This is a genomic window from Leclercia sp. UBA7405 (assembly GCF_037152215.1).
GTDB lineage: Bacteria > Pseudomonadota > Gammaproteobacteria > Enterobacterales > Enterobacteriaceae > Enterobacter > Enterobacter pneumoniae.
Genome location: NZ_JBBCMR010000001.1, coordinates 459,831 through 486,607 on the forward strand (window position 1 = coordinate 459,831; position 26,777 = coordinate 486,607).

Sequence of the window (26,777 nt, forward strand, 5' to 3'; positions counted from 1 at the left end):
ATGCCAGAAGGCCCGGAGATCCGCCGTGCGGCGGATAACCTGGAGGCGGCGATCAAAGGCAAACCCCTCACCGGAGCGTGGTTTGCCTTCCCGCAATTGAAGCCCTATGAGTCCCGGCTGCTGGGGCAGACGATCACCCATATCGAAACGCGCGGGAAAGCGTTGCTGACCCATTTCTCTAATCAGCTGACGCTCTACAGCCATAATCAACTGTACGGCGTATGGCGGGTGGTGAAAACCGGCGAAACAGTGCAGACCAATCGCGTGCTGCGGGTCAAACTCCAGAGCGACGAGAACACCATTTTGCTCTACAGCGCCTCGGATATCGAGATGCTCACCCCCGAACAACTCACCACCCATCCGTTTTTACAGCGCGTAGGGCCCGATGTGCTGGATCCGCGGTTGACGGTGGAGGTGGTGAAAGCCAGGCTGCTCTCTCCTGCGTTTCGCAATCGGCAGTTTTCCGGGCTGTTGCTCGATCAGGCGTTTCTTGCCGGGCTGGGAAATTACCTGCGGGTGGAGATCCTCTGGGAAGTGGGGCTGGCGGCGCAGCGCAAAGCGTCGCAGCTCAGTGAACCCCAGCTTGATGCGTTATCCCGGGCGCTGCTGGCGATACCGCGGCTCTCTTACCAGACGCGCGGCGTGGTGAATGAGAACAAGCATCATGGGGCGTTGTTCCGCTTTAAGGTCTTTCATCGGGATGGGAAACGGTGCGAGCGCTGCGGCGGGGTGATTGAGAAGACGACGGTCTCATCGCGGCCTTTTTACTGGTGTCCACACTGCCAGAAATAAAAAACGCGCCCGGAGGCGCGTTTTTAACATCCTTCGCAGATTACTGCTCAGTGATGTCAGATTTAAAATCACGCTGCTCGTAGCCGGTATACAACTGACGAGGACGGGCGATTTTCATGCCTTCGCTGTGCATTTCGTTCCAGTGTGCAATCCAGCCCACGGTACGTGCCATGGCGAAGATCACGGTGAACATGGAAGACGGAATACCCATCGCTTTCAGGATGATGCCGGAGTAGAAGTCGACGTTCGGGTAGAGTTTCTTCTCGATGAAGTACGGGTCGTTCAGCGCGATGTGTTCCAGCTCCATCGCCACTTCCAGCAGGTCATCTTTGGTACCCAGCTCTTTCAGCACTTCGTGGCAGGTTTCACGCATTACGGTGGCGCGCGGGTCATAGTTTTTGTAAACACGGTGACCGAAGCCCATCAGGCGGAAGGAGTCATTCTTATCCTTCGCACGGCGTACGAATTCCGGAATGTGCTCAACGGAGCTGATCTCTTCCAGCATTTTGAGCGCCGCTTCGTTCGCGCCGCCGTGCGCCGGTCCCCACAGGGAAGCGATGCCCGCAGCGATACAGGCGAACGGGTTTGCGCCCGAAGAGCCCGCGGTACGTACGGTAGAGGTCGATGCGTTCTGTTCGTGGTCAGCGTGCAGGATCAGAATACGATCCATGGCGCGTTCCAGGACCGGGTTCACTTCGTACTCTTCACACGGCGTGGAGAACATCATGCGCAGGAAGTTACCCGCGTAGGAGAGGTCGTTACGCGGATAAACGAACGGCTGACCGATCGAGTACTTGTAGCACATCGCGGCCATGGTTGGCATTTTGGACAGCAGACGGAATGCCGCGATATCACGGTGACGTGGGTTATTCACGTCCAGTGAGTCGTGGTAGAACGCTGCCAGCGCACCGGTAATCCCGCACATCACCGCCATTGGGTGAGAGTCACGACGGAACGCATGGAACAGACGGGTAATCTGCTCATGGATCATGGTATGACGGGTTACGGTGGTTTTGAATTCATCGTATTGCGCCTGCGTCGGTTTTTCGCCGTTCAGCAGGATGTAGCACACTTCCAGATAATTGGAGTCGGTAGCTAACTGATCGATGGGGAAACCGCGGTGTAACAGGATACCTTCATCACCGTCGATAAAGGTGATTTTGGACTCGCAAGATGCGGTAGAGGTGAATCCAGGGTCAAAGGTGAATACCCCTTTAGAACCCAGCGTACGGATATCAATAACATCCGGACCGAGTGTGCCTTTTAGCACATCCAGTTCAATAGCATTATCACCACCCAGGGTGAGCTTTGCCTTTGTATCAGCCATTTACGGTCTCCTTAGCGCCTTATTGCTTAAGACCACGGTTTACCGGATTTGCATTCTGCTGATTTAACACCGTTACCAGTTTGTTATTTGGCTTACCGCTCAGCTCACGAGGAGAAACCAGGGTACAGAGCTATGGCGCCTTGCAGGTAATGAGTTGAAAAATCAGTGAAACAACAGCAAATCAGTGTCTTCGCGGTCCGAATTATTCAAACCTGTATATCACTAATAACTGTCCTGATAACTTCGGTCAATACCACCACACTGTTACATAACTTATTCTCAGGTGAAAGCAAGACCTCATAACTTTTGCGCATTATATGCCTTTTCTGGTGATGTTTGTAACAATAATGTTTAACATTTGTCAAATCAGATGATTAAAATTTAAAAAGATGTTGTTATCGTGACCCTGATCACTGTTCGGCATAAAACCCGACAAACTATATGTAGGTTAATTGTAATGATTTTGTGAACGCCCTATACTGCGGCCAGGTCTCCGGAAAACCCTGCAATCCCGAGCCACCCAGCGTTGTAATGTGTCATTTGAACATCTGGAAGCAATGTTTTACATGACGCACAGTTATAGAAAAGGCACGCTGTCTGACCCGCAAGCAGTCCGGAGGAAGGAAACAATAAGAACAGCATGTGGGCGTTATTCATGATAAGAAATGTGAAAAAACAAAGACCTGTCAATCTGGATCTTAAAACGATCCGATTCCCCGTAACGGCAATAGCGTCCATTCTCCACCGTGTATCCGGTGTGATTACGTTTGTGGCGGTAGGCATTCTGCTGTGGTTGCTGGGTACCAGCCTCTCTTCCCCGGAAGGATTCCTCCAGGCGTCTGCCATCATGGGCAGCTTCTTCGTGAAATTTATCATGTGGGGCATTCTCACCGCACTGGCGTATCACGTTGTCGGTGGTGTTCGCCATATGCTGATGGATTTCGGCTATCTGGAAGAGACCTTCGAAGCGGGTAAACGTACTGCCAATATTTCATTTGTGATTACTGTCGTGCTTTCACTTCTTGCAGGAGTTCTCGTATGGTAAGCAACGCCTCCGCATTAGGACGCAACGGCGTACATGATTTCATTCTGGTTCGCGCTACCGCCATCGTCCTCACCCTCTACATCATCTATCTGATCGGTTTCTTCGCCACCAGCGGCGACCTGACGTGGGAAATCTGGAGCGGATTCTTCGGCTCGGCTTTCACCAAAGTCTTCACCCTGCTGGCCCTGTTCTCCATTCTGATCCACGCCTGGATTGGTATGTGGCAGGTACTGACCGATTACGTTAAACCTCTGGCAATTCGTCTGCCGCTGCAGCTGGCTATCGTTGTGGCGTTAGTGGTTTACGTTATTTATGGATTCGTTGTGGTGTGGGGTGTGTGATGAAACTGCCAGTCAGAGAATTTGATGCTGTCGTAATTGGTGCGGGTGGCGCAGGTATGCGTGCCGCACTGCAAATTTCCCAGAGCGGCCAGACCTGTGCGCTGCTCTCTAAAGTGTTCCCGACCCGTTCCCATACCGTTTCAGCCCAGGGTGGCATCACCGTGGCGCTGGGTAATACCCATGAAGATAACTGGGAATGGCACATGTACGACACGGTGAAAGGTTCCGATTATATCGGTGACCAGGATGCCATCGAATATATGTGTAAAACCGGCCCGGAAGCGATTCTGGAGCTGGACCATATGGGTCTGCCGTTCTCCCGTCTGGAAAATGGCACTATCTATCAGCGTCCGTTTGGCGGCCAGTCGAAAGATTTCGGTGGCGAGCAAGCGGCACGTACCGCGGCGGCGGCTGACCGTACCGGTCACGCCCTGCTGCATACCCTGTACCAGCAGAACCTGAAAAATCACACCACCATCTTCTCCGAGTGGTATGCGCTGGATCTGGTGAAAAACGCCGATGGCGCAGTGGTAGGTTGTACCGCACTGTGCATCGAGACCGGTGAAGTGGTCTACTTCAAAGCCCGTGCTACCGTGCTGGCGACCGGCGGTGCAGGCCGTATTTATCAGTCCACCACTAACGCCCACATCAACACCGGTGACGGCGTTGGTATGGCTATACGCGCGGGCGTGCCGGTGCAGGATATGGAGATGTGGCAGTTCCACCCAACCGGCATCGCCGGCGCGGGCGTTCTGGTGACAGAAGGCTGCCGTGGTGAAGGTGGCTACCTGCTGAACAAACACGGCGAGCGCTTCATGGAGCGTTATGCCCCGAATGCGAAAGACCTGGCGGGTCGTGACGTGGTGGCGCGTTCCATCATGATCGAAATCCGCGAAGGCCGCGGCTGCGATGGCCCATGGGGTCCACACGCGAAGCTGAAGCTCGACCACCTGGGTAAAGAGGTACTGGAATCCCGCCTGCCGGGCATTCTGGAGCTGTCCCGTACCTTTGCCCACGTTGACCCGGTTAAAGAACCTATCCCGGTTATCCCAACCTGCCACTACATGATGGGCGGTATTCCGACCAAAGTGACCGGTCAGGCATTGACCGTGAACGCGCAGGGCGAAGATGTGGTCATCCCAGGCCTGTTCGCCGTCGGCGAAATCGCCTGCGTCTCCGTGCACGGTGCAAACCGTCTGGGCGGCAACTCCCTGCTGGACCTGGTAGTATTTGGCCGTGCGGTGGGTCTGCATCTGCAGGAATCCATTGCCGAGCAGGGTGACCTGCTTGACGCCACCGACGCTGAAATCGATGCCTCCCTCGAGCGCCTCAACCGCTGGAACGGCAACCGTAACGGCGAAGATCCGGTGGAAATCCGTAAAGCGCTGCAAGAGTGCATGCAGCATAACTTCTCGGTCTTCCGCGAAGGTGACGCGATGGCGAAAGGGCTTGAGCAGCTGAAAGCGATCCGTGAGCGTCTGAAAAACGCCCGTCTGGACGATACCTCCAGCGAGTTCAACACCCAGCGCGTTGAGTGTCTGGAGCTGGATAACCTGATGGAAACCGCATTCGCGACTGCGATGTCGGCAAACTTCCGTACCGAGAGCCGTGGCGCGCATAGCCGCTTCGACTTCCCGGATCGTGACGACGAAAACTGGCTGTGCCATTCCCTGTATCTGCCAGAGTCGGAAACCATGACGCGTCGTAGCGTGAACATGGAACCGAAACTGCGTCCGGCGTTCCCGCCGAAGATTCGTACTTACTAATGCGGAGACAGGACAATGAAACTCGAATTCTCAGTTTATCGTTATAACCCGGATGTAGATGATGCTCCGCATATGCAGGATTACACCCTGGAAGCGGAAGAAGGCCGTGACATGATGCTGCTGGATGCCTTAATGCAGCTGAAAGAAAAAGATCCGACACTGTCATTCCGTCGCTCTTGCCGTGAAGGGGTGTGTGGCTCCGACGGCCTGAACATGAATGGCAAAAACGGTCTGGCCTGTATTACCCCAATCTCTGCGCTCAATCGTCCGGGCCAGAAGATTGTGATCCGCCCGCTGCCAGGCCTGCCGGTCGTGCGCGATTTGGTGGTGGACATGGGGCAATTCTATGCACAATATGAGAAGATTAAGCCTTACTTGTTGAATAATGGGCAAAATCCACCCGCTCGCGAGCATTTACAGTCGCCAGAGCAGCGTGAAAAACTCGATGGTCTGTATGAGTGTATTCTCTGTGCATGTTGTTCGACCTCGTGCCCGTCGTTCTGGTGGAACCCGGACAAGTTTATCGGCCCGGCCGGCCTGCTGGCCGCGTATCGCTTCCTGATCGACAGCCGCGATACTGAAACCGATAACCGTCTGGAAGGGTTGAGTGATGCTTTCAGCGTATTCCGCTGCCATAGCATCATGAACTGCGTCAGTGTATGTCCTAAGGGGCTGAACCCGACGCGCGCCATCGGCCATATTAAGTCGATGCTGTTGCAACGCAGTGCGTAAGTAATGAGAGAGGGGAGTGCTGTTCCCCTCACTCTGACCCTCTCCCAATGGGAGAGGGAATAGATTTCAGGAAATCTTTAAAAACTGCCGACGACATTCCCCCTCTCCTGTGGGAGAAGGTCGGGGTGAGGGGAAACCCTTAAGACAGTTTCTAAAGGTTCCTTCGCGAGCCAACAAGAGCTCGCAGGTGAACCCCGGCACGTACACGAAGTGTGCGTGGTAGTTTCTACGGCGAAAGTAAGCATAAAAATGCTTAAGGGATCACGATGCAGAACGGCGCTTTGAAAGCCTGGCTGGACTCTTCTTACCTTTCTGGTGCGAACCAGACCTGGATAGAACAGCTCTATGAAGACTTCTTAACCGATCCTGACTCAGTGGACGCAAACTGGCGTTCTATGTTCCAGCAATTACCAGGAACAGGGGTCAAACCGGATCAATTCCACTCCAAAACACGTGATTATTTCCGTCGTCTGGCGAAGGATGCCTCACGTTACTCTTCTGCTATTTCCGACCCTGACACCAATGCGAAGCAGGTTAAAGTCCTGCAGCTTATCAACGCTTATCGCTTCCGTGGTCACCAGCATGCGAATCTCGATCCGCTGGGACTGTGGCAGCAAGATCGCGTAGCGGATCTCGATCCGGCTTACCACGATCTGACCGAGGCCGATTTCCAGGAGAGCTTTAACGTAGGTTCATTTGCCATCGGCAAAGACACGATGAAGCTGGGCGATCTGATTGATGCCCTCAAGCAGACCTACTGCGGCTCCATCGGCGCGGAATACATGCACATCACCTCGACAGAAGAGAAACGCTGGATCCAACAGCGTATTGAGTCCGTGGCGGGCCACGCGACCTTCTCCCCTGAAGAGAAAAAACGCTTCCTGGGCGAACTGACCGCAGCAGAGGGCCTTGAGCGCTATCTGGGCGCGAAATTCCCGGGTGCGAAGCGCTTCTCGCTGGAAGGCGGCGACGCATTAGTCCCAATGCTCAAAGAGCTGATTCGTCATGCTGGTAAAAGCGGTACCCGTGAAGTGGTACTGGGTATGGCGCACCGTGGCCGTCTGAACGTGCTGGTCAACGTCCTGGGTAAAAAACCGCAGGATCTGTTCGACGAATTCGCGGGTAAACATAAAGAACACCTCGGCACCGGCGACGTGAAGTACCACATGGGCTTCTCATCGGATATCGAAACCGAAGGCGGGCTGGTGCATATGGCGCTGGCGTTTAACCCGTCTCACCTGGAAATTGTTAGCCCGGTGGTTATCGGTTCCGTGCGTGCGCGTCTGGATCGTCTGGACGAGCCAAGCAGCAACAAAGTGCTGCCAATCACCATCCACGGTGATGCGGCCATTACCGGTCAGGGCGTGGTTCAGGAGACCCTGAACATGTCCAAAGCGCGGGGTTACGAAGTGGGCGGTACCGTTCGCATCGTGATCAACAACCAGGTGGGCTTCACTACCTCTAACCCGCTGGACGCGCGTTCTACGCCGTACTGTACCGATATCGGTAAGATGGTGCAGGCGCCAATCTTCCACGTTAACGCGGACGATCCGGAAGCAGTGGCCTTCGTTACCCGTCTGGCGCTGGACTACCGTAATACCTTCAAACGTGACGTGCTGATTGACCTGTTCTGCTACCGCCGTCACGGCCACAACGAAGCTGATGAGCCAAGTGCAACCCAGCCGTTGATGTATCAGAAAATCAAAAAACACCCGACGCCGCGCAAGATCTATGCCGACAGGCTGGAAGGCGAAAACGTGGCGACGCTGGAAGATGCGACCGAGCTGGTCAATCTTTACCGCGACGCGCTGGACGCGGGTGAATGCGTTGTGAAAGAGCTGCGTCCGATGAATATGCACTCCTTTACCTGGTCGCCGTACCTCAACCACGAGTGGGATGAGAGCTACCCGAACAAGGTCGAGATGAAGCGCCTGCAGGAGCTGGCAAAACGCATCAGCACCGTGCCTGACGCTATCGAGATGCAGTCTCGCGTGGCAAAAATTTACGCTGACCGTCAGTCCATGGCGGCAGGCGACAAGCTGTTCGACTGGGGTGGCGCTGAGACGCTGGCCTACGCCACGCTGGTAGACGAAGGCATTCCGGTTCGTCTGTCCGGTGAAGATGCGGGCCGTGGTACTTTCTTCCACCGTCATGCGGTTGTGCACAACCAGTCAAACGGTTCAACTTACACTCCGCTGCAGCACGTACATAACGGCCAGGGCCAGTTTAAGGTCTGGGACTCCGTTCTGTCTGAAGAAGCGGTACTGGCATTTGAGTACGGCTATGCCACCGCGGAACCGCGCACCCTGACCATCTGGGAAGCGCAGTTCGGTGACTTTGCTAACGGCGCTCAGGTGGTGATTGACCAGTTCATCTCTTCTGGCGAACAGAAGTGGGGCCGTATGTGTGGTCTGGTGATGCTGCTGCCGCACGGTTACGAAGGCCAGGGTCCGGAGCACTCCTCCGCGCGTCTGGAACGTTATCTGCAACTCTGTGCTGAGCAGAACATGCAGGTCTGCGTGCCGTCTACCCCGGCTCAGGTGTATCACATGCTGCGTCGTCAGGCGCTGCGCGGTATGCGTCGTCCGCTGGTGGTCATGTCACCGAAATCCCTGCTGCGCCATCCGCTGGCGGTCTCCAGCCTCGATGAACTGGCTAACGGCACCTTCCTGCCAGCCATCGGTGAGATTGACGAGCTGGATCCGAAAGGCGTTAAGCGTGTCGTAATGTGTTCTGGTAAGGTTTATTACGACCTGCTGGAACAGCGCCGTAAGAACGATCAGAAAGATGTCGCCATCGTGCGTATCGAACAGCTGTATCCATTCCCGCATCAGGCGATGCAGGAAGTGCTGAAACAATATGCTCACGTCCATGATTTTGTCTGGTGCCAGGAAGAGCCGCTCAACCAGGGCGCATGGTACTGCAGTCAGCATCATTTCCGTGAAGTGATTCCATTTGGGTCTGCTCTGCGTTATGCAGGTCGCCCGGCCTCCGCCTCTCCGGCGGTAGGGTATATGTCCGTTCACCAGAAGCAGCAACAAGATCTGGTTAATGACGCGCTGAACGTCGATTAATTAAAGGATAAATAATGAGTAGCGTAGATATTCTTGTTCCCGACCTGCCTGAATCCGTAGCAGATGCGACCGTCGCGACCTGGCACAAAAAACCGGGCGATAGCGTTAAGCGCGATGAAGTGCTGGTAGAAATCGAAACTGACAAAGTGGTACTGGAAGTACCGGCATCGGCGGATGGCATCCTGGACGCAGTGCTGGAAGATGAAGGGACCACCGTGACCTCTCGCCAGATCCTGGGTCGCCTGCGTGAAGGCAACAGTGCGGGCAAAGAGTCCAGCGCTAAATCTGAAGAGAAAGCCTCTACGCCGGCCCAGCGCCAGCAGGCTTCTCTGGAAGAGCAGTCTAACGACGCGCTCAGCCCGGCGATCCGTCGCCTGCTGGCTGAACACAGCCTCGATCCGGCGGCCATCAAAGGCACCGGCGTGGGCGGCCGTCTGACCCGCGAAGATATCGATAAGCATCTGGCAAAAGCGCCTTCTGAAGCGAAAGCTGAGGCCAAAGCCCCTGCGGCAGCGCCAGCAGCGCAGCCTGCACTGGGCGCACGCAGCGAAAAACGCGTGCCGATGACCCGCCTGCGTAAGCGTGTGGCTGAGCGTCTGCTGGAAGCGAAAAACTCCACCGCGATGCTGACCACCTTTAACGAAGTAAACATGAAGCCAATCATGGACCTGCGTAAGCAGTACGGTGACGCGTTTGAAAAACGTCACGGTATCCGTCTGGGCTTTATGTCCTTCTACGTGAAGGCGGTGGTTGAAGCGCTGAAACGCTACCCGGAAGTGAACGCTTCCATCGACGGCGATGATGTGGTTTATCACAACTACTTCGACGTGAGCATGGCCGTTTCTACGCCGCGCGGTCTGGTAACCCCGGTTCTGCGTGACGTAGACACCCTGGGCATGGCTGACATCGAAAAACGCATTAAAGAGCTGGCGCTGAAAGGCCGTGACGGCAAGCTGACCGTAGAAGATCTCACCGGTGGTAACTTCACCATTACCAACGGCGGCGTCTTCGGTTCGCTGATGTCCACCCCAATCATCAACCCGCCACAGAGCGCGATCCTGGGCATGCACGCCATCAAAGATCGTCCAATGGCGGTTGACGGTAAAGTCGAAATTCTGCCGATGATGTATCTGGCACTCTCCTACGATCACCGTCTGATTGATGGCCGTGAGTCCGTGGGCTTCCTGGTCGCCATTAAAGAGCTGCTGGAAGATCCGACTCGTCTGCTGCTGGACGTGTAGTTTCGCACCATTGCCTGGCGGTCTCTCCCGCCGGGCCTACAAAAGCATGATCTAACGATTACCTGAAGGATGGATAGAACACATGAACTTACATGAATATCAGGCCAAACAGCTGTTTGCCCGGTATGGCTTACCGGCTCCGGTGGGTTATGCCTGTACTACCCCGCGTGAAGCAGAAGAAGCCGCATCAAAAATCGGTGCTGGCCCGTGGGTAGTTAAATGTCAGGTTCACGCTGGTGGCCGCGGTAAAGCGGGCGGTGTGAAGGTAGTCAACTCTAAAGAAGAGATCCGCGCCTTTGCGGAACATTGGCTGGGCAAACGCCTGGTGACCTACCAGACAGACGCGAACGGCCAGCCGGTTAACCAGATTCTGGTTGAAGCGGCGACCGATATCGCAAAAGAGCTGTACCTGGGCGCGGTTGTTGACCGTAGCTCCCGTCGCGTGGTGTTCATGGCCTCTACCGAAGGCGGCGTGGAAATCGAAAAAGTGGCGGAAGAGACCCCGCACCTGATCCACAAAGTGGCTATCGATCCGCTGGCCGGCCCTATGCCGTACCAGGGTCGCGAACTGGCGTTCAAACTGGGTCTGGAAGGTAAACTGGTTCAGCAGTTCACCAAGATCTTCATGGGCCTGGCGACCATCTTCCTGGAGCGCGACCTGGCGCTGATCGAAATCAACCCGCTGGTGATCACTAAGCAGGGCGACCTGATCTGCCTCGACGGCAAACTGGGTGCCGACGGCAATGCCCTGTTCCGCCAGTCCGATCTGCGTGAAATGCGCGACCAGTCTCAGGAAGATCCGCGTGAAGCGCAGGCTGCACAGTGGGAACTGAACTACGTGGCGCTGGATGGCAACATCGGCTGTATGGTTAACGGTGCGGGCCTGGCAATGGGCACCATGGACATTGTTAAACTGCACGGCGGCGAACCGGCCAACTTCCTCGACGTGGGCGGCGGCGCAACCAAAGAGCGCGTGACCGAAGCGTTTAAAATCATCCTCTCTGACGACAACGTGAAAGCCGTTCTGGTGAACATCTTTGGCGGTATCGTACGTTGCGACCTGATCGCAGACGGCATTATCGGTGCGGTAGAAGAAGTGGGTGTTAACGTTCCAGTGGTAGTGCGTCTGGAAGGTAACAACGCTGAACTCGGCGCGAAAAAACTGGCTGACAGCGGCCTGAATATTATTGCAGCGAAAAGTCTGACGGATGCAGCTCAGCAGGTTGTTGCCGCAGTGGAGGGGAAATAATGTCCGTTTTAATTAATAAAGATACCAAGGTTATCTGCCAGGGCTTCACCGGTAGCCAGGGGACTTTCCACTCCGAACAGGCGCTGGCCTACGGTACGCAAATGGTTGGCGGCGTGACGCCGGGTAAAGGCGGCACTACGCACCTGGGTCTGCCGGTGTTCAACACCGTGCGCGAAGCGGTCGAAGCGACCGGCGCAACCGCGACCGTGATCTACGTTCCTGCGCCGTTCTGCAAAGATTCCATTCTGGAAGCCATCGATGCAGGCATCAAACTGATCATCACTATCACTGAAGGCATCCCGACGCTGGACATGCTGACCGTGAAAGTGAAGCTGGATGAAGCCGGCGTGCGCATGATCGGCCCGAACTGCCCGGGTGTTATCACCCCAGGTGAGTGCAAAATCGGCATTATGCCAGGCCATATCCATAAGCCAGGTAAAGTGGGCATTGTTTCCCGCTCTGGTACCCTGACCTATGAAGCGGTTAAACAGACCACTGACTACGGTTTCGGCCAGTCTACCTGCGTGGGCATCGGCGGTGACCCGATTCCAGGCTCTAACTTCATCGACATCCTGAAGCTGTTCCAGGAAGACCCGCAGACCGAGGCGATCGTAATGATCGGTGAAATCGGCGGTAGCGCAGAAGAAGAAGCGGCCGCTTACATCAAAGATCACGTGACCAAGCCGGTAGTAGGCTACATCGCGGGTGTTACCGCGCCGAAAGGCAAGCGTATGGGCCACGCTGGCGCCATCATCGCAGGCGGTAAAGGTACTGCTGATGAGAAATTTGCTGCGCTGGAAGCAGCGGGTGTGAAAACCGTTCGCAGCCTGGCTGATATCGGCGAAGCACTGAAATCCATCATTAAGTAAATCCTCTCTGCTCCCCGTGCGGGGAGCTTTGACATAATAAATGTCCGTTTCGACATGGTTGGCCATCGTAAGATGGCCTTTTTTTTTATGCGAGGGGAGGGGAGACGATGCGCCAAAAACAGGCGCCAGTCAGTGAGGGAAAGGGGATAATCCAGCGGTCTGTTATTTCGTTTTCACTTTATAGTAACAATGCGGTGTTAATTTACGGATTGTGAAAAGTAAAATATTTGTAATAGGTTTCTTTTCTGTGAGTAAGATAAAAAATTAACGACCCCAGGATATTGGGACTAATTTGCCTTAATAAAAAGATTCCCTTCAAGTATGGTTAATTTAAATGACTATTATTCATAGTATGTCGTTTAATTGATAACTAATGCCCGCCAATTTATACATATCATTAACATGGTTTTTACTATGTTTACCGCGAAGATACACAGTTAACAACTGGGCTTAATATTGATTTAAATCAATATTTAATACCTGGAAAAGAGCGTGAAAAACCGTTAAATTGTTCGCGATCAAACTGGTCCAAAAGTGGTAAATTCGCCATATATTGATCGCTGTCGTAAAACGTAAAACTGATTCAATAAAAACCTGTTTATTGTAAGGGTTTTACGGCGTAATATATTGCAGGATCAATTTGGTGTTTTAATTAACGTATCTGCAACCTTTCATCATGGCTTTTTTCTCCAGCGAAGAATAAGTAAGGAAGAAAGGATGCTGAAAACTTTTTTATTGGGGCATGCGGGTGAGTCCTTTCTAACGGGACTTACTCTCGAGGTCTTCATGCGATGAGCAAGGAGTCATGATGTTAGATATAGTCGAACTGTCGCGCTTACAGTTTGCCTTGACCGCGATGTACCACTTCCTGTTTGTGCCACTGACGCTCGGTATGGCGTTCTTGTTGGCCATCATGGAAACGGTGTACGTCCTCTCCGGCAAACAGATTTATAAAGATATGACCAAGTTCTGGGGCAAGTTGTTTGGTATCAACTTTGCGCTGGGCGTGGCTACCGGTCTGACCATGGAGTTCCAGTTCGGGACTAACTGGTCTTATTACTCCCACTACGTTGGGGATATTTTCGGTGCGCCGCTGGCCATTGAAGGTCTGATGGCCTTCTTCCTCGAATCCACCTTTGTAGGTCTGTTCTTCTTCGGCTGGGATCGTCTGAGTAAAGTTCAGCACATGGCGGTAACCTGGCTGGTCGCCCTCGGCTCCAACCTCTCTGCACTGTGGATCCTGGTGGCAAACGGCTGGATGCAGAACCCTATCGCATCTGATTTCAACTTTGAAACCATGCGCATGGAGATGGTGAGCTTCTCTGAGCTGGTGCTGAACCCGGTCGCGCAGGTGAAATTCGTGCACACCGTGGCTTCGGGTTATGTCTGCGGCGCGATGTTCGTGCTGGGTATTAGCGCCTACTATATGCTGCGTGGCCGCGACTTTGCTTTCGCAAAACGCTCCTTCGCCATTGCGGCGAGCTTCGGTATGGCAGCCATCCTCTCTGTTATCGTGCTGGGTGATGAATCCGGTTACGAGATGGGTGACGTGCAGAAAACCAAGCTGGCGGCAATTGAAGCAGAATGGGAAACGCAACCGGCTCCGGCGGCCTTTACCCTGTTCGGTATTCCGGATCAGGATGCGCAGGAAAACCGCTTCGCCATTCAAATTCCTTACGCGCTGGGCATTATTGCTACCCGCTCCGTGGACACGCCGGTCATTGGCCTTAAAGACCTGCTGGTTCAGCATGAAGAGCGTATCCGTAACGGGATGAAAGCCTATTCCCTGTTAGAGCAGCTGCGTGCGGGCTCTACCGATCAGGCCGTTCGCGACCAGTTCAACGACGTGAAGAAAGACCTGGGTTATGGTCTGCTGCTGAAACGCTATACCCCGAACGTCTCTGACGCGACGGAAGCGCAAATTCAGATGGCGACCAAAGACTCCATTCCACGCGTTGCGCCGTTGTATTTCGCGTTCCGTATCATGGTCGGGAGCGGCATCATTATGCTGCTGATCATTGCTGCCTCCTTCTGGTCGGTTATTCGTAACCGTATCGGCGAGAAAAAATGGCTGCTGCGTACGGCGCTGTACGGTATTCCGCTGCCATGGATTGCCATCGAATCCGGTTGGTTCGTTGCGGAGTATGGCCGTCAGCCGTGGGCTATCGGTGAGGTGTTACCAACGGCTGTGGCGAACTCGTCGCTGACCGCGGGCGACCTTATCTTCTCCATGTTGCTGATTTGCGGTCTGTACACCCTGTTCCTGGTGGCTGAGCTGTTCCTGATGTTCAAGTTCGCTCGCCTCGGCCCAAGCAGCCTGAAAACCGGTCGCTATCACTACGAGCAGTCCTCCGTGGCTTCTCAGCCGGCACGCTAAGACAGGAGTCGTCAAATGATCGATTATGAAGTATTGCGTTTTATCTGGTGGCTGCTGGTTGGCATTCTGCTGATTGGCTTTGCTGTCACCGACGGGTTCGACATGGGGGTGGGCATGCTCACCCGTTTCCTCGGTCGTAACGACACCGAGCGTCGTATCATGATTAACTCCATCGCTCCTCACTGGGACGGTAACCAGGTGTGGTTGATCACCGCAGGCGGCGCGCTGTTTGCTGCCTGGCCGATGGTCTACGCCGCGGCGTTCTCCGGCTTCTATGTGGCGATGATTCTGGTGCTGGCCTCTTTATTCTTCCGTCCGGTAGGCTTTGACTACCGTTCCAAGATTGAAGATACCCGCTGGCGTAACATGTGGGACTGGGGCATCTTCATCGGTAGCTTTGTGCCACCGCTGGTGATTGGCGTGGCCTTTGGTAATCTGCTGCAGGGCGTACCGTTCCACATCGACGAGTACATGCGTCTTTACTACACCGGTAACTTCTTCCAGCTGCTGAACCCGTTTGGTCTGCTGGCAGGTGTGGTGAGCGTGGCGATGATCATTACTCAGGGCGCGACCTATCTGCAGATGCGTACTGTGGGTGAACTGCACCTGCGCTCTCGCGCAACGGCACAGGTTGCTGCGCTGGTGACGCTGGTCTGCTTTGCCCTGGGCGGTGTCTGGGTAATGTATGGTATTGATGGCTACGTTGTGACCTCTGCGATCAACCACGCTGCGCCGTCTAATCCATTGACGAAAGAAGTGGCGCGTCAGGCAGGTGCATGGCTGGTGAACTTCAACAATATGCCTGCGCTTTGGGCTATCCCCGCGCTGGGCGTGCTGTTGCCGCTGCTGACCGTGCTGACCTCTCGTCTGGAAAAAGGCGCGCTGGCGTTCGTCTTCTCGTCACTGACCCTGGCGTGCATTATCCTGACTGCCGGAATCGCGATGTTCCCGTTCGTGATGCCATCAAGCACCATGATGAATGCAAGCCTGACCATGTGGGATGCGACCTCCAGTCAGCTGACGCTTAATCTGATGACCTATGTTGCGGGTGTGTTCGTACCCATTATTCTGCTGTACACCTCCTGGTGTTACTGGAAAATGTTTGGTCGTCTCACCAAAGAACATATCGAAAGTAATACCCACTCTATGTACTAAGTAAGGAGCTGAATATGTGGTATTTCGCATGGATTTTAGGGACGCTTCTTGCCTGTGCATTTGGGGTGATTACCGCCCTGGCGCTGGAGCACGTTGAAGCGTCCAAAGCCGGTGAAGAAAAACACTGATGGAAATTATCGCGACCCTCTATCGCGTAATGGACAAGCGCCCGTTAAGGGCGCTTTCCCTTGTGATGGCATTAGTGTTGGCAGGATGCGTATTTTGGGATCCGGCGCGCTTTGCTGCCAGAACCAGTACGCTCGAGATCTGGCACGGGTTTCTTATTATGTGGGCCGTCTGTGCGGGGGTGATCCACGGCGTCGGTTTTCGTCCGAAAGCCCCTCTCTGGCAGGGCATTTTTTGTCCGCTGGTGGCCGACCTGGTGCTGTTCGCTGGCCTGATTTTCTTTTTCAATTGAATAAGAACCCTCCGTTAATATTATGGGCTTACCAGGGCCCATAAAAATTTACTCTCCGTTTACTTTCCCCCATTCCAAACCATCATTCCCGCGCGTATAGTAGCGAAGTTTAAAAGCGCTAACTTTTGTTGCATTACCGGGATGTAAAGTGAATACAACGCTGTTTCGATGGCCGGTTCGTGTCTACTACGAAGACACCGACGCCGGGGGTGTGGTTTACCACGCCAGCTACGTTGCCTTTTATGAACGAGCACGCACTGAGATGCTGCGCCATCATCACTTTAGCCAGCAAGTGCTGTTGGCTGAGCGAGTTGCCTTTGTGGTACGCAAGATGACGCTGGAGTATTTTGCGCCCGCCAGACTCGACGATATGCTCGAAGTCCAAACGGAAATTACATCAATGCGCGGAACCTCGCTGGTTTTCACGCAGCGTATCGTCAACGCAGAGAACACGGTACTGAACTCAGCAGAAGTACTGATTGTCTGTGTTGATCCAACCATAATGAAGCCTCGTGCGCTTCCTAAGTCTATTGTCGCGGAGTTTAAGCAGTGACTGACATGAATATCCTTGATTTGTTCCTGAAGGCTAGCCTTCTGGTTAAACTTATCATGTTGATTTTGATTGGTTTTTCTATCGCATCCTGGGCCATTATCATCCAGAGAACGCGTATCCTTAACGCCGCAGGCCGCGAAGCCGAAGCCTTTGAAGACAAGTTCTGGTCCGGTATCGAACTGTCTCGCCTGTATCAGGAGAGCCAGGGCCGTCGTGATAACCTTTCGGGTTCTGAGCAGATTTTCTACAGCGGGTTTAAGGAATTTGCGCGCTTACATCGAGCGAATAGCCACGCGCCGGAAGCGGTTGTTGAAGGGGCATCCCGTGCGATGCGTATCTCAATGAACCGCGAACTTGAGACGCTGGAAACGCATATTCCGTTCCTCGGCACCGTCGGCTCCATCAGCCCGTATATCGGCCTGTTTGGTACCGTGTGGGGGATTATGCACGCCTTTATCGCGCTGGGCGCGGTAAAACAGGCCACGCTGCAGATGGTTGCTCCGGGGATCGCAGAAGCGCTGATCGCGACGGCAATCGGTCTTTTCGCCGCTATTCCTGCGGTAATGGCTTATAACCGTCTGAACCAGCGCGTGAATAAACTGGAACTGAATTACGACAACTTTATGGAAGAGTTCACCGCAATTCTGCACCGTCAGGCGTTTACCAGCACCGAGAGCAACAAGGGGTAAACCATGGCCAGACAGCGTGGACGAGGTCGTCGCGAACTCAAGTCCGAAATCAACATTGTACCGCTGTTGGACGTACTGCTGGTGCTGTTGCTGATCTTTATGGCAACAGCTCCCATCATTACGCAGAGCGTAGAGGTTGATCTGCCGGATGCGACAGAGTCGCAGGCTGTGAGCACCAATGATGACCCGCCGGTCATCATTGAGGTGTCAGGGGTCGGGCAATACAGCGTGGTGGTGGAAAAAGATCGTCTGGATCAACTTCCGCCGGAGCAGGTTATTGCTGAAGCACAACGCCGCCTGCAGTCAAATCCGAAAACGGTCTTCTTAATCGGTGGTGCGAAAGATGTGCCTTACGATGAAATCATTAAAGCGCTGAACCTGCTGCATAGCGCGGGTGTTAAGTCGGTCGGCTTGATGACGCAGCCAATTTGATTATCTGCGTACACAAAAAAGTTTTTGGGAACCAATAGTGTCAAAGGCAACCGAACAAAACGATAAGCTTAAACGGGCGATTATTATCTCGGCGGTGCTGCATGTCATTCTGTTTGCAGTCCTGATCTGGAGTTCGTTCGACGAGCATATAGATGCATCAGCAGGTGGCGGTGGGGGATCCTCCATCGACGCCGTTATGGTGGATCCCGGCGCCGTCGTTCAGAACTATAATCGTCAGCAGCAACAGCAGGCGAGTGCAAAACGTGCTGAAGAGCAGCGAGAAAAACAGGCGCAACAGCAAGCTGAGGAACTGCGTGAAAAGCAGGCCGCAGAGCAAGAGCGTCTGAAGCAGCTTGAAAAAGAGCGTTTGCAGGCGCAGGAAGCGGCGAAAGAGCAGGCACAGCAGCAGAAACAGGCGGAAGACGCGGCGAAAAAAGCCCAGGAGCAGCAGAAGCAGGCTGAAGAGGCTGCAGCCAAAGCGGCCGCAGACGCGAAAGCAAAAGCGGATGCTCAGGCTAAAGAAGCCGCAGAAGCCGCGAAGAAAGCTGCTGCAGACGCGCAGAAACAAGCTGAAGCCGAGGCGGCGAAAGCGGCCGCAGATGCGAAGAAGAAAGTAGAAGCGGAAGCGGCAAAGAAAGCCGCCGCAGAAGCACAGAAGAAAGCTGAAGCAGAAGCTGCGAAGAAAGCTGCACAGGAAGCCGAGAAAAAAGCGGCGGCTGACGCGGCGAAGAAAGCGGCTGCTGCCGAGAAGGCCGCGGCTGAAAAAGCGGCTGCCGCTGAAAAAGCTGCAGCTGATAAAAAAGCGGCTGCCGAGAAAGCTGCCGCAGATAAAAAAGCGGCAGCCGAAAAAGCCGCTGCCGATAAAAAAGCTGCCGCTGAAAAAGCGGCTGCCAAAAAGGCCGCTGCTGAAAAAGCCGCTGCAGCTTCGGGCGTTGACGATCTCCTGGGCGATCTAAGCTCTGGTAAGAATGCGCCGAAAACGGGCGGAGGGGCGAAAGGAAATAATGCTGCCCCGGCCGGAAGCGGTAACACTAAGAGTAACGGTGCCTCAGGCGCTGAGATCAACGGTTATGCCCAGCAGATTAAAGCTGCTATTGAAAGTCGATTTTATGATGCGTCTTCCTATACAGGTAAAACCTGTACGCTGCGTATAAAACTGGCTCCAGACGGCATGCTGCTTGATATTCAGTCCGAAGGTGGCGATCCAGCCTTATGTAATGCTGCTCTGGCAGCTGCGCGTCAGGCCAGAATGCCTAAGCCGCCGTCTCAGGCTGTGTATGAAGTCTTTAAAAATGCGCCGCTGGATTTCAAACCTTAAGGAAAATTTTCCTCGTGAAAACGGGGAAAATAGACCAGGTTTAGTCACAGGGTTCTGGTAGTGTTGTCTATTTGGGTTTGTTAATATTCTGCTAAATTATCGCGGGTAATGTTACCCAGGTAAGGGAGATATGATGAAGCAGGCATTACGTGTAGCATTTAGTTTCTTAATGCTGTGGGCAGCCGTGCTGCACGCAGAAGTACGTATCGAGATCACCCAGGGGGTGGACTCGGCACGTCCGATTGGCGTTGTTCCATTCCAGTGGGCTGGCCCTGGAGCCGCGCCTGAGGATATCGGCGGCATTGTTGCGGCTGACCTGCGTAACAGCGGTAAATTCAACCCCCTGGATCGCTCTCGCCTGCCACAGCAGCCGGGTACAGCACAGGAAGTACAGCCTGCTGCCTGGTCTGCGCTGGGTATTGACGCGGTCGTCGTCGGTCAGGTAACGCCTGCGCCGGACGGTGGCTATAACGTCGCTTACCAGCTGGTGGATACCGGCGGTGCGCCAGGTACCGTACTGGCTCAGAATACTTACAAAGTGAACAAGCAGTGGCTGCGTTATGCGGGCCACACCGCAAGTGACGAAGTGTTCGAGAAGCTGACCGGTATCAAGGGTGCCTTCCGCACGCGTATCGCCTATGTCGTACAGACTAACGGCGGCCAGTTCCCGTATGAGCTGCGTGTGTCTGATTACGATGGCTACAACCAGTTCACCGTTCACCGCTCACCGCAGCCGCTGATGTCTCCGGCCTGGTCACCGGACGGTTCTAAACTGGCTTACGTAACCTTCGAAAGCGGCCGTTCTGCGCTGGTTATCCAGACGCTGTCTAACGGTGCTGTGCGTCAGGTGGCTTCGTTCCCACGTCACAACGGTGCTCCAGCCTTCTCGCCGGACGGTTCTAAACTGGCCTTTGCCCTGTCTAAAACAGGCAGCCTGAACCTGTACGTGATGGATATTGGCTCGGGTCAGATCCGCCAGGTGACCGACGGTCGTAGCAACAACACCGAACCGACCTGGTTCCCGGATAGCCAGAATCTGGCCTTTACCTCTGATCAGGCCGGACGTCCGCAGGTTTATAAAGTCAACGTTAACGGCGGTGCACCGCAGCGTATTACCTGGGAAGGTTCACAGAACCAGGATGCTGACGTCAGCACAGACGGTAAATTTATGGTGATGGTGAGCTCGGCCGGTGGTCAGCAACACATTGCTAAACAGGATCTGGTAACGGGTGGCGTACAAGTTCTGTCGTCAACGTTCCTGGATGAAACGCCAAGTCTGGCACCTAACGGCACTATGGTAATCTACAGCTCTTCTCAGGGGATGGGATCTGTGCTGAATCTGGTTTCTACAGATGGGCGTTTCAAAGCGCGTATTCCGGCAACTGATGGACAGGTAAAATCACCTGCCTGGTCGCCGTATCTGTAAATAATAATTAATTGATTACTAAAGGAATCATAGAAATGCAACTGAACAAAGTGCTGAAGGGGCTGATGATCGCTCTGCCTGTAATGGCAATCGCGGCATGTTCTTCTAACAAGAACGCCAGCAATGACCAGAGCGGCGAAGGCATGATGGGTGCCGGCACCGGTATGGACGCGAACGGCAATGGCAACATGTCTTCTGAAGAGCAAGCGCGTCTTCAGATGCAGCAGCTGCAGCAGAACAACATCGTTTACTTCGATCTGGATAAATACGACATCCGTTCTGACTTCGCTGCGATGCTGGATGCTCACGCTAACTTCCTGCGTAGCAACCCATCTTACAAAGTCACCGTAGAAGGTCACGCGGACGAACGTGGTACCCCGGAGTACAACATCTCCCTGGGCGAGCGTCGTGCTAACGCTGTTAAAATGTACCTGCAGGGTAAAGGCGTTTCTGCTGACCAGATCTCCATCGTTTCTTACGGTAAAGAAAAACCTGCAGTACTGGGCCACGACGAAGCGGCTTACTCCAAAAACCGTCGTGCCGTACTGGTTTACTAAGAGAATTGCATGAGCAGTAACTTCAGACATCATTTGATGAGTCTGTCGTTACTGGTTGGAATAGCGGCCCCCTGGGCCGCTTTTGCTCAGGCACCAATCAGTAGTGTCGGCTCAGGCTCGGTAGAAGACCGGGTCACCCAACTCGAGCGTATCTCTAATGCTCACAGCCAGCTTTTAACGCAACTCCAGCAGCAACTTTCTGACAACCAAAACGATATTGATTCTCTCCGTGGTCAGATCCAGGAAAGTCAGTATCAGCTAAACCAGGTTGTGGAACGTCAGAAGCAGATTTTGCTGCAGATGGATAGCCTGAATAACGGCGGTGCGGCAGCACAGCCAGCAGCAGGCGATCAGAGTAGCGCGACGCCGGCAGCACCAGCCCCTTCCGCAGATGCGTCCACCTCGGGTGGCGCGCCTGTACAGAGCGGTGATGCCAATACAGACTACAATGCGGCAATTGCCCTGGTGCATGACAATGCGCGTCAGGATGATGCCATTGCGGCTTTTCAGAACTTCGTGAAGAAGTACCCTGATTCAACCTATCAGCCTAATGCTAACTACTGGCTGGGACAGTTGAATTATAACAAGGGGAAAAAAGACGATGCGGCGTTCTATTTTGCCTCCGTGGTGAAGAATTACCCGAAATCACCAAAAGCGCCGGATGCTATGTTTAAGGTCGGCGTGATCATGCAGGACAAAGGCGACACCGCGAAAGCGAAGGCCGTTTACCAGCAGGTAGTTGCGAAGTACCCCGGTACCGATGGTGCCAAACAAGCGCAAAAACGTCTTGGGTCGATGGGATGATTACCGCATGACCAGAAAACGCGTTATTTCTGGTCGTGCAGCATGAATCGTAAGCAGTTAAGTGATCTCTATCGAAATTTTTGTTGCGCAGAATTCTTAAATCAGTAATATATGCCGCCGTTGCCACGGGATATCACACTCCGTGAAAACAGCGTGAAAGTGGGTCGTTAGCTCAGTTGGTAGAGCAGTTGACTTTTAATCAATTGGTCGCAGGTTCGAATCCTGCACGACCCACCAATAATTAGGTGGACGCAGTAGTAAACCGTGAAGGATAGCGTTGCTTTAGCAACGACCCGTAGGGCGAGGCAAAGCCGAGTCATCCTGCACGACACACCACTTAAAGCAGTTCCGGCAGTACAGAGTGGGTGATTAGCTCAGTTGGTAGAGCATCTCCTTTACACGGAGGGGGTCGGCGGTTCGAGCCCGTCATCACCCACCACTCGGGTCGTTAGCTCAGTTGGTAGAGCAGTTGACTTTTAATCAATTGGTCGCAGGTTCGAATCCTGCACGACCCACCAATTTTAATGTCTTACTCAGATGTTAAACGTGAAGGATAACGTTGCGTCAGCAATGGCCCGAAGGGCGAGGCGAAGCCGAGTCATCCTGCACGACCCACCAATTTTTGATTGGTACCGAGTAAAATCTTCGAAGTCAGCACCCGAATGGGTCGTTAGCTCAGTTGGTAGAGCAGTTGACTTTTAATCAATTGGTCGCAGGTTCGAATCCTGCACGACCCACCACTTCGAAGAGAAAGCAGTAAATCCCGCAAGGGGTCGTTAGCTCAGTTGGTAGAGCAGTTGACTTTTAATCAATTGGTCGCAGGTTCGAATCCTGCACGACCCACCAATTTTAATGTCTTACTCAGATGTTAAACGTGAAGGATAACGTTGCGTGAGCAACGGCCCGAAGGGCGAGGCGAAGCCGAGTCATCCTGCACGACCCACCCATGTAAAAAGGCGCCCTAAAGGCGCCTTTTTGCTATCTGCTATTCCATAACGCCTTCTTCTTTAAAATGCCCCTGGCAGGGTTTCCCATTTATCAATAACGCGCACCGTTGACGGTGACTTTTATTCCCAATTTCGCTATCTTGTTTAGTATACAAAACGCAATTGCCTCTTCTTCGCTTTCACGCGCATATCAGAGGCAAAATTGTTAAGCCAGTAAAACGAGAAGCCATAATGAGCGTGATGTTTGATCCAGAAGCCGCAATCTATCCTTTTCCGCCTAAGCCTGCCCCGCTGACGCTGGACGAAAAACAGTTTTACCGTGAGAAAATCAAGCGTCTGCTGAAAGAGCGTGATGCGGTGATGGTCGCACACTATTATACCGACCCTGAAATCCAACAACTGGCGGAAGAGACCGGCGGCTGTATTTCAGACTCACTTGAGATGGCGCGTTTTGGAGCCAAACATTCCGCTTCCACGCTACTGGTAGCGGGCGTGCGCTTTATGGGTGAAACTGCAAAAATATTAAGCCCCGAAAAAACCATTCTCATGCCGACCCTACAGGCGGAATGTTCGCTCGATTTAGGCTGCCCAATCGATGAATTTACGGCCTTTTGCGATGCCCATCCGGACAGGACAGTGGTGGTCTATGCCAATACCTCTGCTGCGGTTAAGGCGCGAGCTGACTGGGTCGTCACCTCAAGCATTGCCGTTGAACTGATTGAACACCTCGACAGCCTGGGCGATAAAATCATCTGGGCACCGGACCGGCATCTGGGCAATTATGTACAGAAACAGACCGGGGCCGATGTGCTCTGCTGGCAGGGGGCCTGCATTGTGCATGACGAGTTCAAAACGCAGGCTCTGGGACGTATGAAGGCCCTCTATCCCCAGGCGGCTATCCTGGTACACCCGGAATCACCCCAGGCCATCGTAGATATGGCTGATGCGGTAGGCTCTACCAGCCAACTGATTGCTGCAGCAAAAACATTGCCACAGCAACAACTTATTGTGGCAACCGATCGTGGGATCTTTTATAAGATGCAGCAGGCGGTACCGGAAAAAGTGCTGTTCGAAGCGCCTACCGCCGGAGAAGGGGCGACGTGTCGCAGTTGCGCTCACTGTCCATGGATGGCCATGAACGGGCTGAAAGCCATTGCAGAGGGGCTGGAATCAGGTGGCGCGGCACATGAGATTCATGTTGATGCTGCGCTGCGTGAAGGCGCGCTGAAGCCGCTTAACCGCATGCTGGATTTTGCGGCTACACTTCGTCCTTAAGCATTAAATTCATAACGATACGCTCAGGGGAAAAGATGGACTTTTTTAGCACGCAAAACATTCTGGTACATATACCGATTGGGGCTGGCGGCTACGATTTGTCATGGATTGAGGCGGTAGGCACCATTGCTGGTCTGCTTTGCATCTGGCTGGCCAGTCTGGAGAAGATTGTTAACTACGCGTTTGGGCTGGTTAACGTCACACTCTTTGCCATCATCTTCTTTCAAATTCAGCTCTATGCCAGCCTGCTACTGCAGCTCTTTTTCTTTGCTGCCAATATCTATGGCTGGTATGCCTGGTCCCGGCAAAACAGCCAGCAGCAGGCGGAACTGCAGATCCGCTGGTTGCCCTTGCCAAAAGCCCTTGCCTGGCTTGCGGCCTGCGTGGTGGCGATTGGTCTGATGACGGTCTGGATCGATCCGGTGTTTGGTTTCCTCACCCGCGTAGCCGTATCGGTAATGAGCAGCATCGGCCTGAATGTCTCTATGCCTGAGCTTCAGCCGGATGCTTTCCCGTTCTGGGACTCCTGCATGATGGTGTTGTCGATCGTGGCCATGATCCTGATGACCCGCAAATATGTCGAAAACTGGCTCTTGTGGGTCATCATTAACATTATCAGCGTAGTGATTTTCGCTCTGCAGGGGGTCTACGCCATGTCGCTGGAATACCTGATCCTCACCTTCATTGCCCTGAATGGCAGCCGTATGTGGATGAACAGCGCACGTAAACGGGGTTCTCGCGCGCTTTCTCATTAATGGTGGTGATGATGCTCATGACCGGTCTGCGCCTCATTGAGGCGGCATTCCGGTCCGCTACAGGGGCGGTACTCCATCTGGATGGTGGCGTGTGATATCTGGTAATGCTCTTCAAGGAAGTGCTGAATGCGTTCCAGCAACGCATCATGATCGTGCGGGGGAATAACTTGCACGTGCAGGGTCATAATCGGTTTCTCACCCACCATCCACACATGCACATGGTGCACATTTCTCACCTCCGGGATGGAGCGGCACAGGTTGCGCTTCAGTGCAGCGATATCCAGCGAGGCTGGCGCGCCTTCCAGCAGTTCATTTACGCTCTCTTTTAACAGTTGCCAGGCGCTACGCAACACCAGGCAGGAGACCAGCACCGAGAGGATAGGGTCTATTGGCGTCCAGCCCGTCCACAGAATCACCAGCGCCGCCAGAATCGCCCCAACCGAACCCAGCAGATCGCCCAGTACGTGCAACGCCGCCGCGCGAACGTTAAGATTTTTTTCTGCGCTACCGCGATGCAGGATCCAGAACGCCAGAATATTGGCCACCAAACCGGCCACAGCCACTCCCATCATCGTCGCGCCGGCGACCGGTTGCGGGTGATAAAAGCGCTGGATTGCCTCCCAGACGATAAGTGCGGTAATGCCCACCAGCGCCAGCGCATTGACGAACGCAGCGAGCGTCGTCAGGCGCAACCAGCCGAAAGTCCGTCCTTTGCCAGCAGGCTTATGGGAAAACTGGACTGCCAGCAGTGCAAACAGCAACGCGGCGGCATCGGTGAGCATATGGCCTGCATCCGCCAGCAGCGCCAGCGAGCCAGAAACCAACCCACCAATCACTTCAATAACCATAAAGGTGGCAGTGACTCCGAACGCCAGCATGAGTCGTTTAGCGTTATCGTCCTTTGGAGCGTGAGAGTGGGCGTGCGCCATGAAATATGTCCTGTTACTTTAATCCGGGAAGTGTAATGTTTTTAACATGATGCCCAAAAAAGTGGCACAAAAAAGGAGAGCTTTCGCTCTCCTTTTTTAGCCGCCGGCTATCTATTACTGCGAAGTACCGTCGGTTTTACGTTCCTCAGTACTCATGTTCGGTTCAACTTTCGTGTTGGTGTCCGGACATTTGCCATCTTTACACATTGAGTTTTTGTGCACTTCATCTTTACTCATATGCTCGCCAGTCGCGGAAGTACTATTGCTGTTGGAGTGAGACATAGTGCCGCTAGCGCCGGTGTTAGTATTGCCCGTATTAATGTTGCTGTTATCAACATTATTTGGCGCAATATTCTGATGAGCATCAGGGGCAACCTGGCCTGCTTCAGCGGCGGCGTTTGCCTGGCCATTACCGCCATCGGAAGCGCTATCCGCTGCAAGCGCTGCACCGCTTGCCATTGTCAGGGTTGCTGTCAGGAATAAGGTTGCCAGTTTAGTCATTTTCATAGTGCTGCTCCTGTTCTGGTCGTTATTTGCTGGATAACTTCTTCCAACAGTGCATTCGCGAAATAAAGATTCGAATTAATGGTGAAAGATTCCAACTTCACTATTTAGGTCAGTATGGAATTTTGCAAAATCTCTTCAAGAGAGTGTTTACAATTAAAAAGTCTAGGGCAGATCTCATTTTTCGCTAGATTGTGGCTTT

Annotated in this window: 26 protein-coding genes and 5 tRNA genes; 27 read left to right on the plus strand and 4 right to left on the minus strand. The window is 53.6% G+C overall.

Annotated elements, in window-relative coordinates:
• A complete protein-coding gene (gene nei, locus WFN75_RS02240) occupies window positions 1–792 on the plus strand; it encodes an endonuclease VIII (protein WP_336995558.1) in 792 nt (263 codons plus the stop codon).
• A gap of 40 nt (window positions 793–832) precedes the next feature.
• Here the strand turns inward: nei and gltA are convergent, their stop codons facing one another.
• Together gltA and WFN75_RS22615 are read right to left on the minus strand one after the other, a co-directional pair.
• The gene (gene gltA, locus WFN75_RS02245) at window positions 833–2,119 is read right to left on the minus strand and encodes a citrate synthase (protein ID WP_207293245.1); all 1,287 of its coding nucleotides are present in this window, start codon (window positions 2,117–2,119) and stop codon (window positions 833–835) included.
• Between the two features lie 206 nt (window positions 2,120–2,325).
• Window positions 2,326–2,433 carry a hypothetical protein gene (locus tag WFN75_RS22615; protein WP_419395273.1) on the minus strand — a complete coding sequence of 36 codons (108 nt, stop codon included), beginning with the start codon at window positions 2,431–2,433 and terminating at the stop codon, window positions 2,326–2,328.
• Window positions 2,434–2,759: 326 nt separating this feature from the next.
• On the opposite strand from WFN75_RS22615, the gene sdhC reads away from it, so the two are divergent.
• The 26 genes from sdhC (at window position 2,760) to pnuC (ending at window position 25,142) form a co-directional block, all read left to right on the plus strand.
• On the plus strand, window positions 2,760–3,164 hold the full coding sequence (gene sdhC, locus WFN75_RS02250; protein ID WP_040076531.1) for a succinate dehydrogenase cytochrome b556 subunit: 405 nt from the start codon (window positions 2,760–2,762) through the stop codon (window positions 3,162–3,164).
• Window positions 3,158–3,505, plus strand: a complete 348-nt coding sequence (sdhD, locus tag WFN75_RS02255; protein WP_040076530.1) for a succinate dehydrogenase membrane anchor subunit — start codon at window positions 3,158–3,160, stop codon at window positions 3,503–3,505. Before sdhC ends, sdhD begins: the two co-directional genes overlap by 7 nt.
• The gene (gene sdhA / locus WFN75_RS02260; RefSeq protein ID WP_040076529.1) at window positions 3,505–5,271 is read left to right on the plus strand and encodes a succinate dehydrogenase flavoprotein subunit; all 1,767 of its coding nucleotides are present in this window, start codon (window positions 3,505–3,507) and stop codon (window positions 5,269–5,271) included. The genes sdhD and sdhA overlap by 1 nt, the downstream gene beginning before the upstream one ends.
• A 15-nt stretch (window positions 5,272–5,286) precedes the next feature.
• On the plus strand, window positions 5,287–6,003 hold the full coding sequence (gene sdhB, locus WFN75_RS02265) for a succinate dehydrogenase iron-sulfur subunit SdhB (protein ID WP_039029333.1): 717 nt from the start codon (window positions 5,287–5,289) through the stop codon (window positions 6,001–6,003).
• 266 nt (window positions 6,004–6,269) lie between these two features.
• The gene (gene sucA / locus WFN75_RS02270; RefSeq protein ID WP_040076528.1) at window positions 6,270–9,077 is read left to right on the plus strand and encodes a 2-oxoglutarate dehydrogenase E1 component; all 2,808 of its coding nucleotides are present in this window, start codon (window positions 6,270–6,272) and stop codon (window positions 9,075–9,077) included.
• Window positions 9,078–9,091: 14 nt separating this feature from the next.
• Window positions 9,092–10,318 (plus strand): 2-oxoglutarate dehydrogenase complex dihydrolipoyllysine-residue succinyltransferase, encoded by a 1,227-nt coding sequence (odhB, locus tag WFN75_RS02275; protein ID WP_040076527.1) that lies wholly within the window; start codon window positions 9,092–9,094, stop codon window positions 10,316–10,318.
• A gap of 82 nt (window positions 10,319–10,400) precedes the next feature.
• Window positions 10,401–11,567, plus strand: a complete 1,167-nt coding sequence (sucC, locus tag WFN75_RS02280) for an ADP-forming succinate--CoA ligase subunit beta (protein WP_040076526.1) — start codon at window positions 10,401–10,403, stop codon at window positions 11,565–11,567.
• Window positions 11,567–12,436 (plus strand): succinate--CoA ligase subunit alpha, encoded by an 870-nt coding sequence (sucD, locus tag WFN75_RS02285; RefSeq protein ID WP_040076525.1) that lies wholly within the window; start codon window positions 11,567–11,569, stop codon window positions 12,434–12,436. The genes sucC and sucD overlap by 1 nt, the downstream gene beginning before the upstream one ends.
• 808 nt (window positions 12,437–13,244) lie before the next feature.
• Entirely contained in the window at window positions 13,245–14,813 is a 1,569-nt protein-coding gene (cydA, locus tag WFN75_RS02290; RefSeq protein WP_046886975.1) for a cytochrome ubiquinol oxidase subunit I, read from the plus strand.
• A gap of 15 nt (window positions 14,814–14,828) precedes the next feature.
• Window positions 14,829–15,968 carry a cytochrome d ubiquinol oxidase subunit II gene (gene cydB / locus WFN75_RS02295; RefSeq protein ID WP_046886974.1) on the plus strand — a complete coding sequence of 380 codons (1,140 nt, stop codon included), beginning with the start codon at window positions 14,829–14,831 and terminating at the stop codon, window positions 15,966–15,968.
• 14 nt (window positions 15,969–15,982) lie between these two features.
• Entirely contained in the window at window positions 15,983–16,096 is a 114-nt protein-coding gene (gene cydX, locus WFN75_RS02300; RefSeq protein WP_006177208.1) for a cytochrome bd-I oxidase subunit CydX, read from the plus strand.
• Window positions 16,093–16,386, plus strand: a complete 294-nt coding sequence (gene ybgE, locus WFN75_RS02305) for a cyd operon protein YbgE (protein ID WP_172657834.1) — start codon at window positions 16,093–16,095, stop codon at window positions 16,384–16,386. The genes cydX and ybgE overlap by 4 nt, the downstream gene beginning before the upstream one ends.
• A 148-nt stretch (window positions 16,387–16,534) precedes the next feature.
• Window positions 16,535–16,939, plus strand: a complete 405-nt coding sequence (gene ybgC, locus WFN75_RS02310; RefSeq protein ID WP_003858593.1) for a tol-pal system-associated acyl-CoA thioesterase — start codon at window positions 16,535–16,537, stop codon at window positions 16,937–16,939.
• Window positions 16,936–17,628 carry a Tol-Pal system protein TolQ gene (gene tolQ, locus WFN75_RS02315; protein ID WP_072056387.1) on the plus strand — a complete coding sequence of 231 codons (693 nt, stop codon included), beginning with the start codon at window positions 16,936–16,938 and terminating at the stop codon, window positions 17,626–17,628. The genes ybgC and tolQ overlap by 4 nt, the downstream gene beginning before the upstream one ends.
• A gap of 3 nt (window positions 17,629–17,631) precedes the next feature.
• Window positions 17,632–18,060, plus strand: coding sequence for a colicin uptake protein TolR (gene tolR, locus WFN75_RS02320; RefSeq protein WP_032617094.1), 429 nt, complete (start codon window positions 17,632–17,634; stop codon window positions 18,058–18,060).
• A 37-nt stretch (window positions 18,061–18,097) separates the two neighbouring features.
• Window positions 18,098–19,378: a cell envelope integrity protein TolA gene (tolA, locus tag WFN75_RS02325; RefSeq protein ID WP_046886972.1), complete on the plus strand. Its 1,281-nt coding sequence runs from the start codon at window positions 18,098–18,100 to the stop codon at window positions 19,376–19,378.
• A gap of 133 nt (window positions 19,379–19,511) precedes the next feature.
• Entirely contained in the window at window positions 19,512–20,804 is a 1,293-nt protein-coding gene (gene tolB / locus WFN75_RS02330) for a Tol-Pal system beta propeller repeat protein TolB (RefSeq protein WP_040076519.1), read from the plus strand.
• A gap of 35 nt (window positions 20,805–20,839) precedes the next feature.
• Window positions 20,840–21,361, plus strand: a complete 522-nt coding sequence (gene pal / locus WFN75_RS02335) for a peptidoglycan-associated lipoprotein Pal (protein ID WP_003858578.1) — start codon at window positions 20,840–20,842, stop codon at window positions 21,359–21,361.
• A gap of 9 nt (window positions 21,362–21,370) precedes the next feature.
• Complete coding sequence (gene cpoB, locus WFN75_RS02340; RefSeq protein WP_286809684.1) at window positions 21,371–22,165, plus strand: cell division protein CpoB; 795 nt, start codon at window positions 21,371–21,373, stop codon at window positions 22,163–22,165.
• Window positions 22,166–22,326: 161 nt separating this feature from the next.
• A tRNA-Lys gene (locus tag WFN75_RS02345) sits at window positions 22,327–22,402 on the plus strand.
• 126 nt (window positions 22,403–22,528) lie between these two features.
• Window positions 22,529–22,604: transfer RNA gene (locus WFN75_RS02350), tRNA-Val, on the plus strand.
• Between the two features lie 3 nt (window positions 22,605–22,607).
• Window positions 22,608–22,683, plus strand: a tRNA-Lys gene (locus tag WFN75_RS02355).
• Between the two features lie 146 nt (window positions 22,684–22,829).
• Window positions 22,830–22,905, plus strand: a tRNA-Lys gene (locus tag WFN75_RS02360).
• A gap of 30 nt (window positions 22,906–22,935) precedes the next feature.
• Window positions 22,936–23,011: transfer RNA gene (locus tag WFN75_RS02365), tRNA-Lys, on the plus strand.
• Between the two features lie 332 nt (window positions 23,012–23,343).
• The gene (gene nadA, locus WFN75_RS02370) at window positions 23,344–24,387 is read left to right on the plus strand and encodes a quinolinate synthase NadA (RefSeq protein WP_336995559.1); all 1,044 of its coding nucleotides are present in this window, start codon (window positions 23,344–23,346) and stop codon (window positions 24,385–24,387) included.
• A gap of 35 nt (window positions 24,388–24,422) precedes the next feature.
• The gene (pnuC, locus tag WFN75_RS02375; RefSeq protein WP_046886968.1) at window positions 24,423–25,142 is read left to right on the plus strand and encodes a nicotinamide riboside transporter PnuC; all 720 of its coding nucleotides are present in this window, start codon (window positions 24,423–24,425) and stop codon (window positions 25,140–25,142) included.
• Here pnuC and zitB read toward each other — a convergent pair.
• Both zitB and WFN75_RS02385 read right to left on the minus strand, forming a co-directional pair.
• Window positions 25,139–26,071, minus strand: a complete 933-nt coding sequence (zitB, locus tag WFN75_RS02380; RefSeq protein WP_046886967.1) for a CDF family zinc transporter ZitB — start codon at window positions 26,069–26,071, stop codon at window positions 25,139–25,141. The genes pnuC and zitB overlap by 4 nt on opposite strands.
• Window positions 26,072–26,185: 114 nt before the next feature.
• Entirely contained in the window at window positions 26,186–26,578 is a 393-nt protein-coding gene (locus WFN75_RS02385; protein WP_046886966.1) for a YbgS-like family protein, read from the minus strand.
• Window positions 26,579–26,777 lie beyond the last annotated feature (199 nt).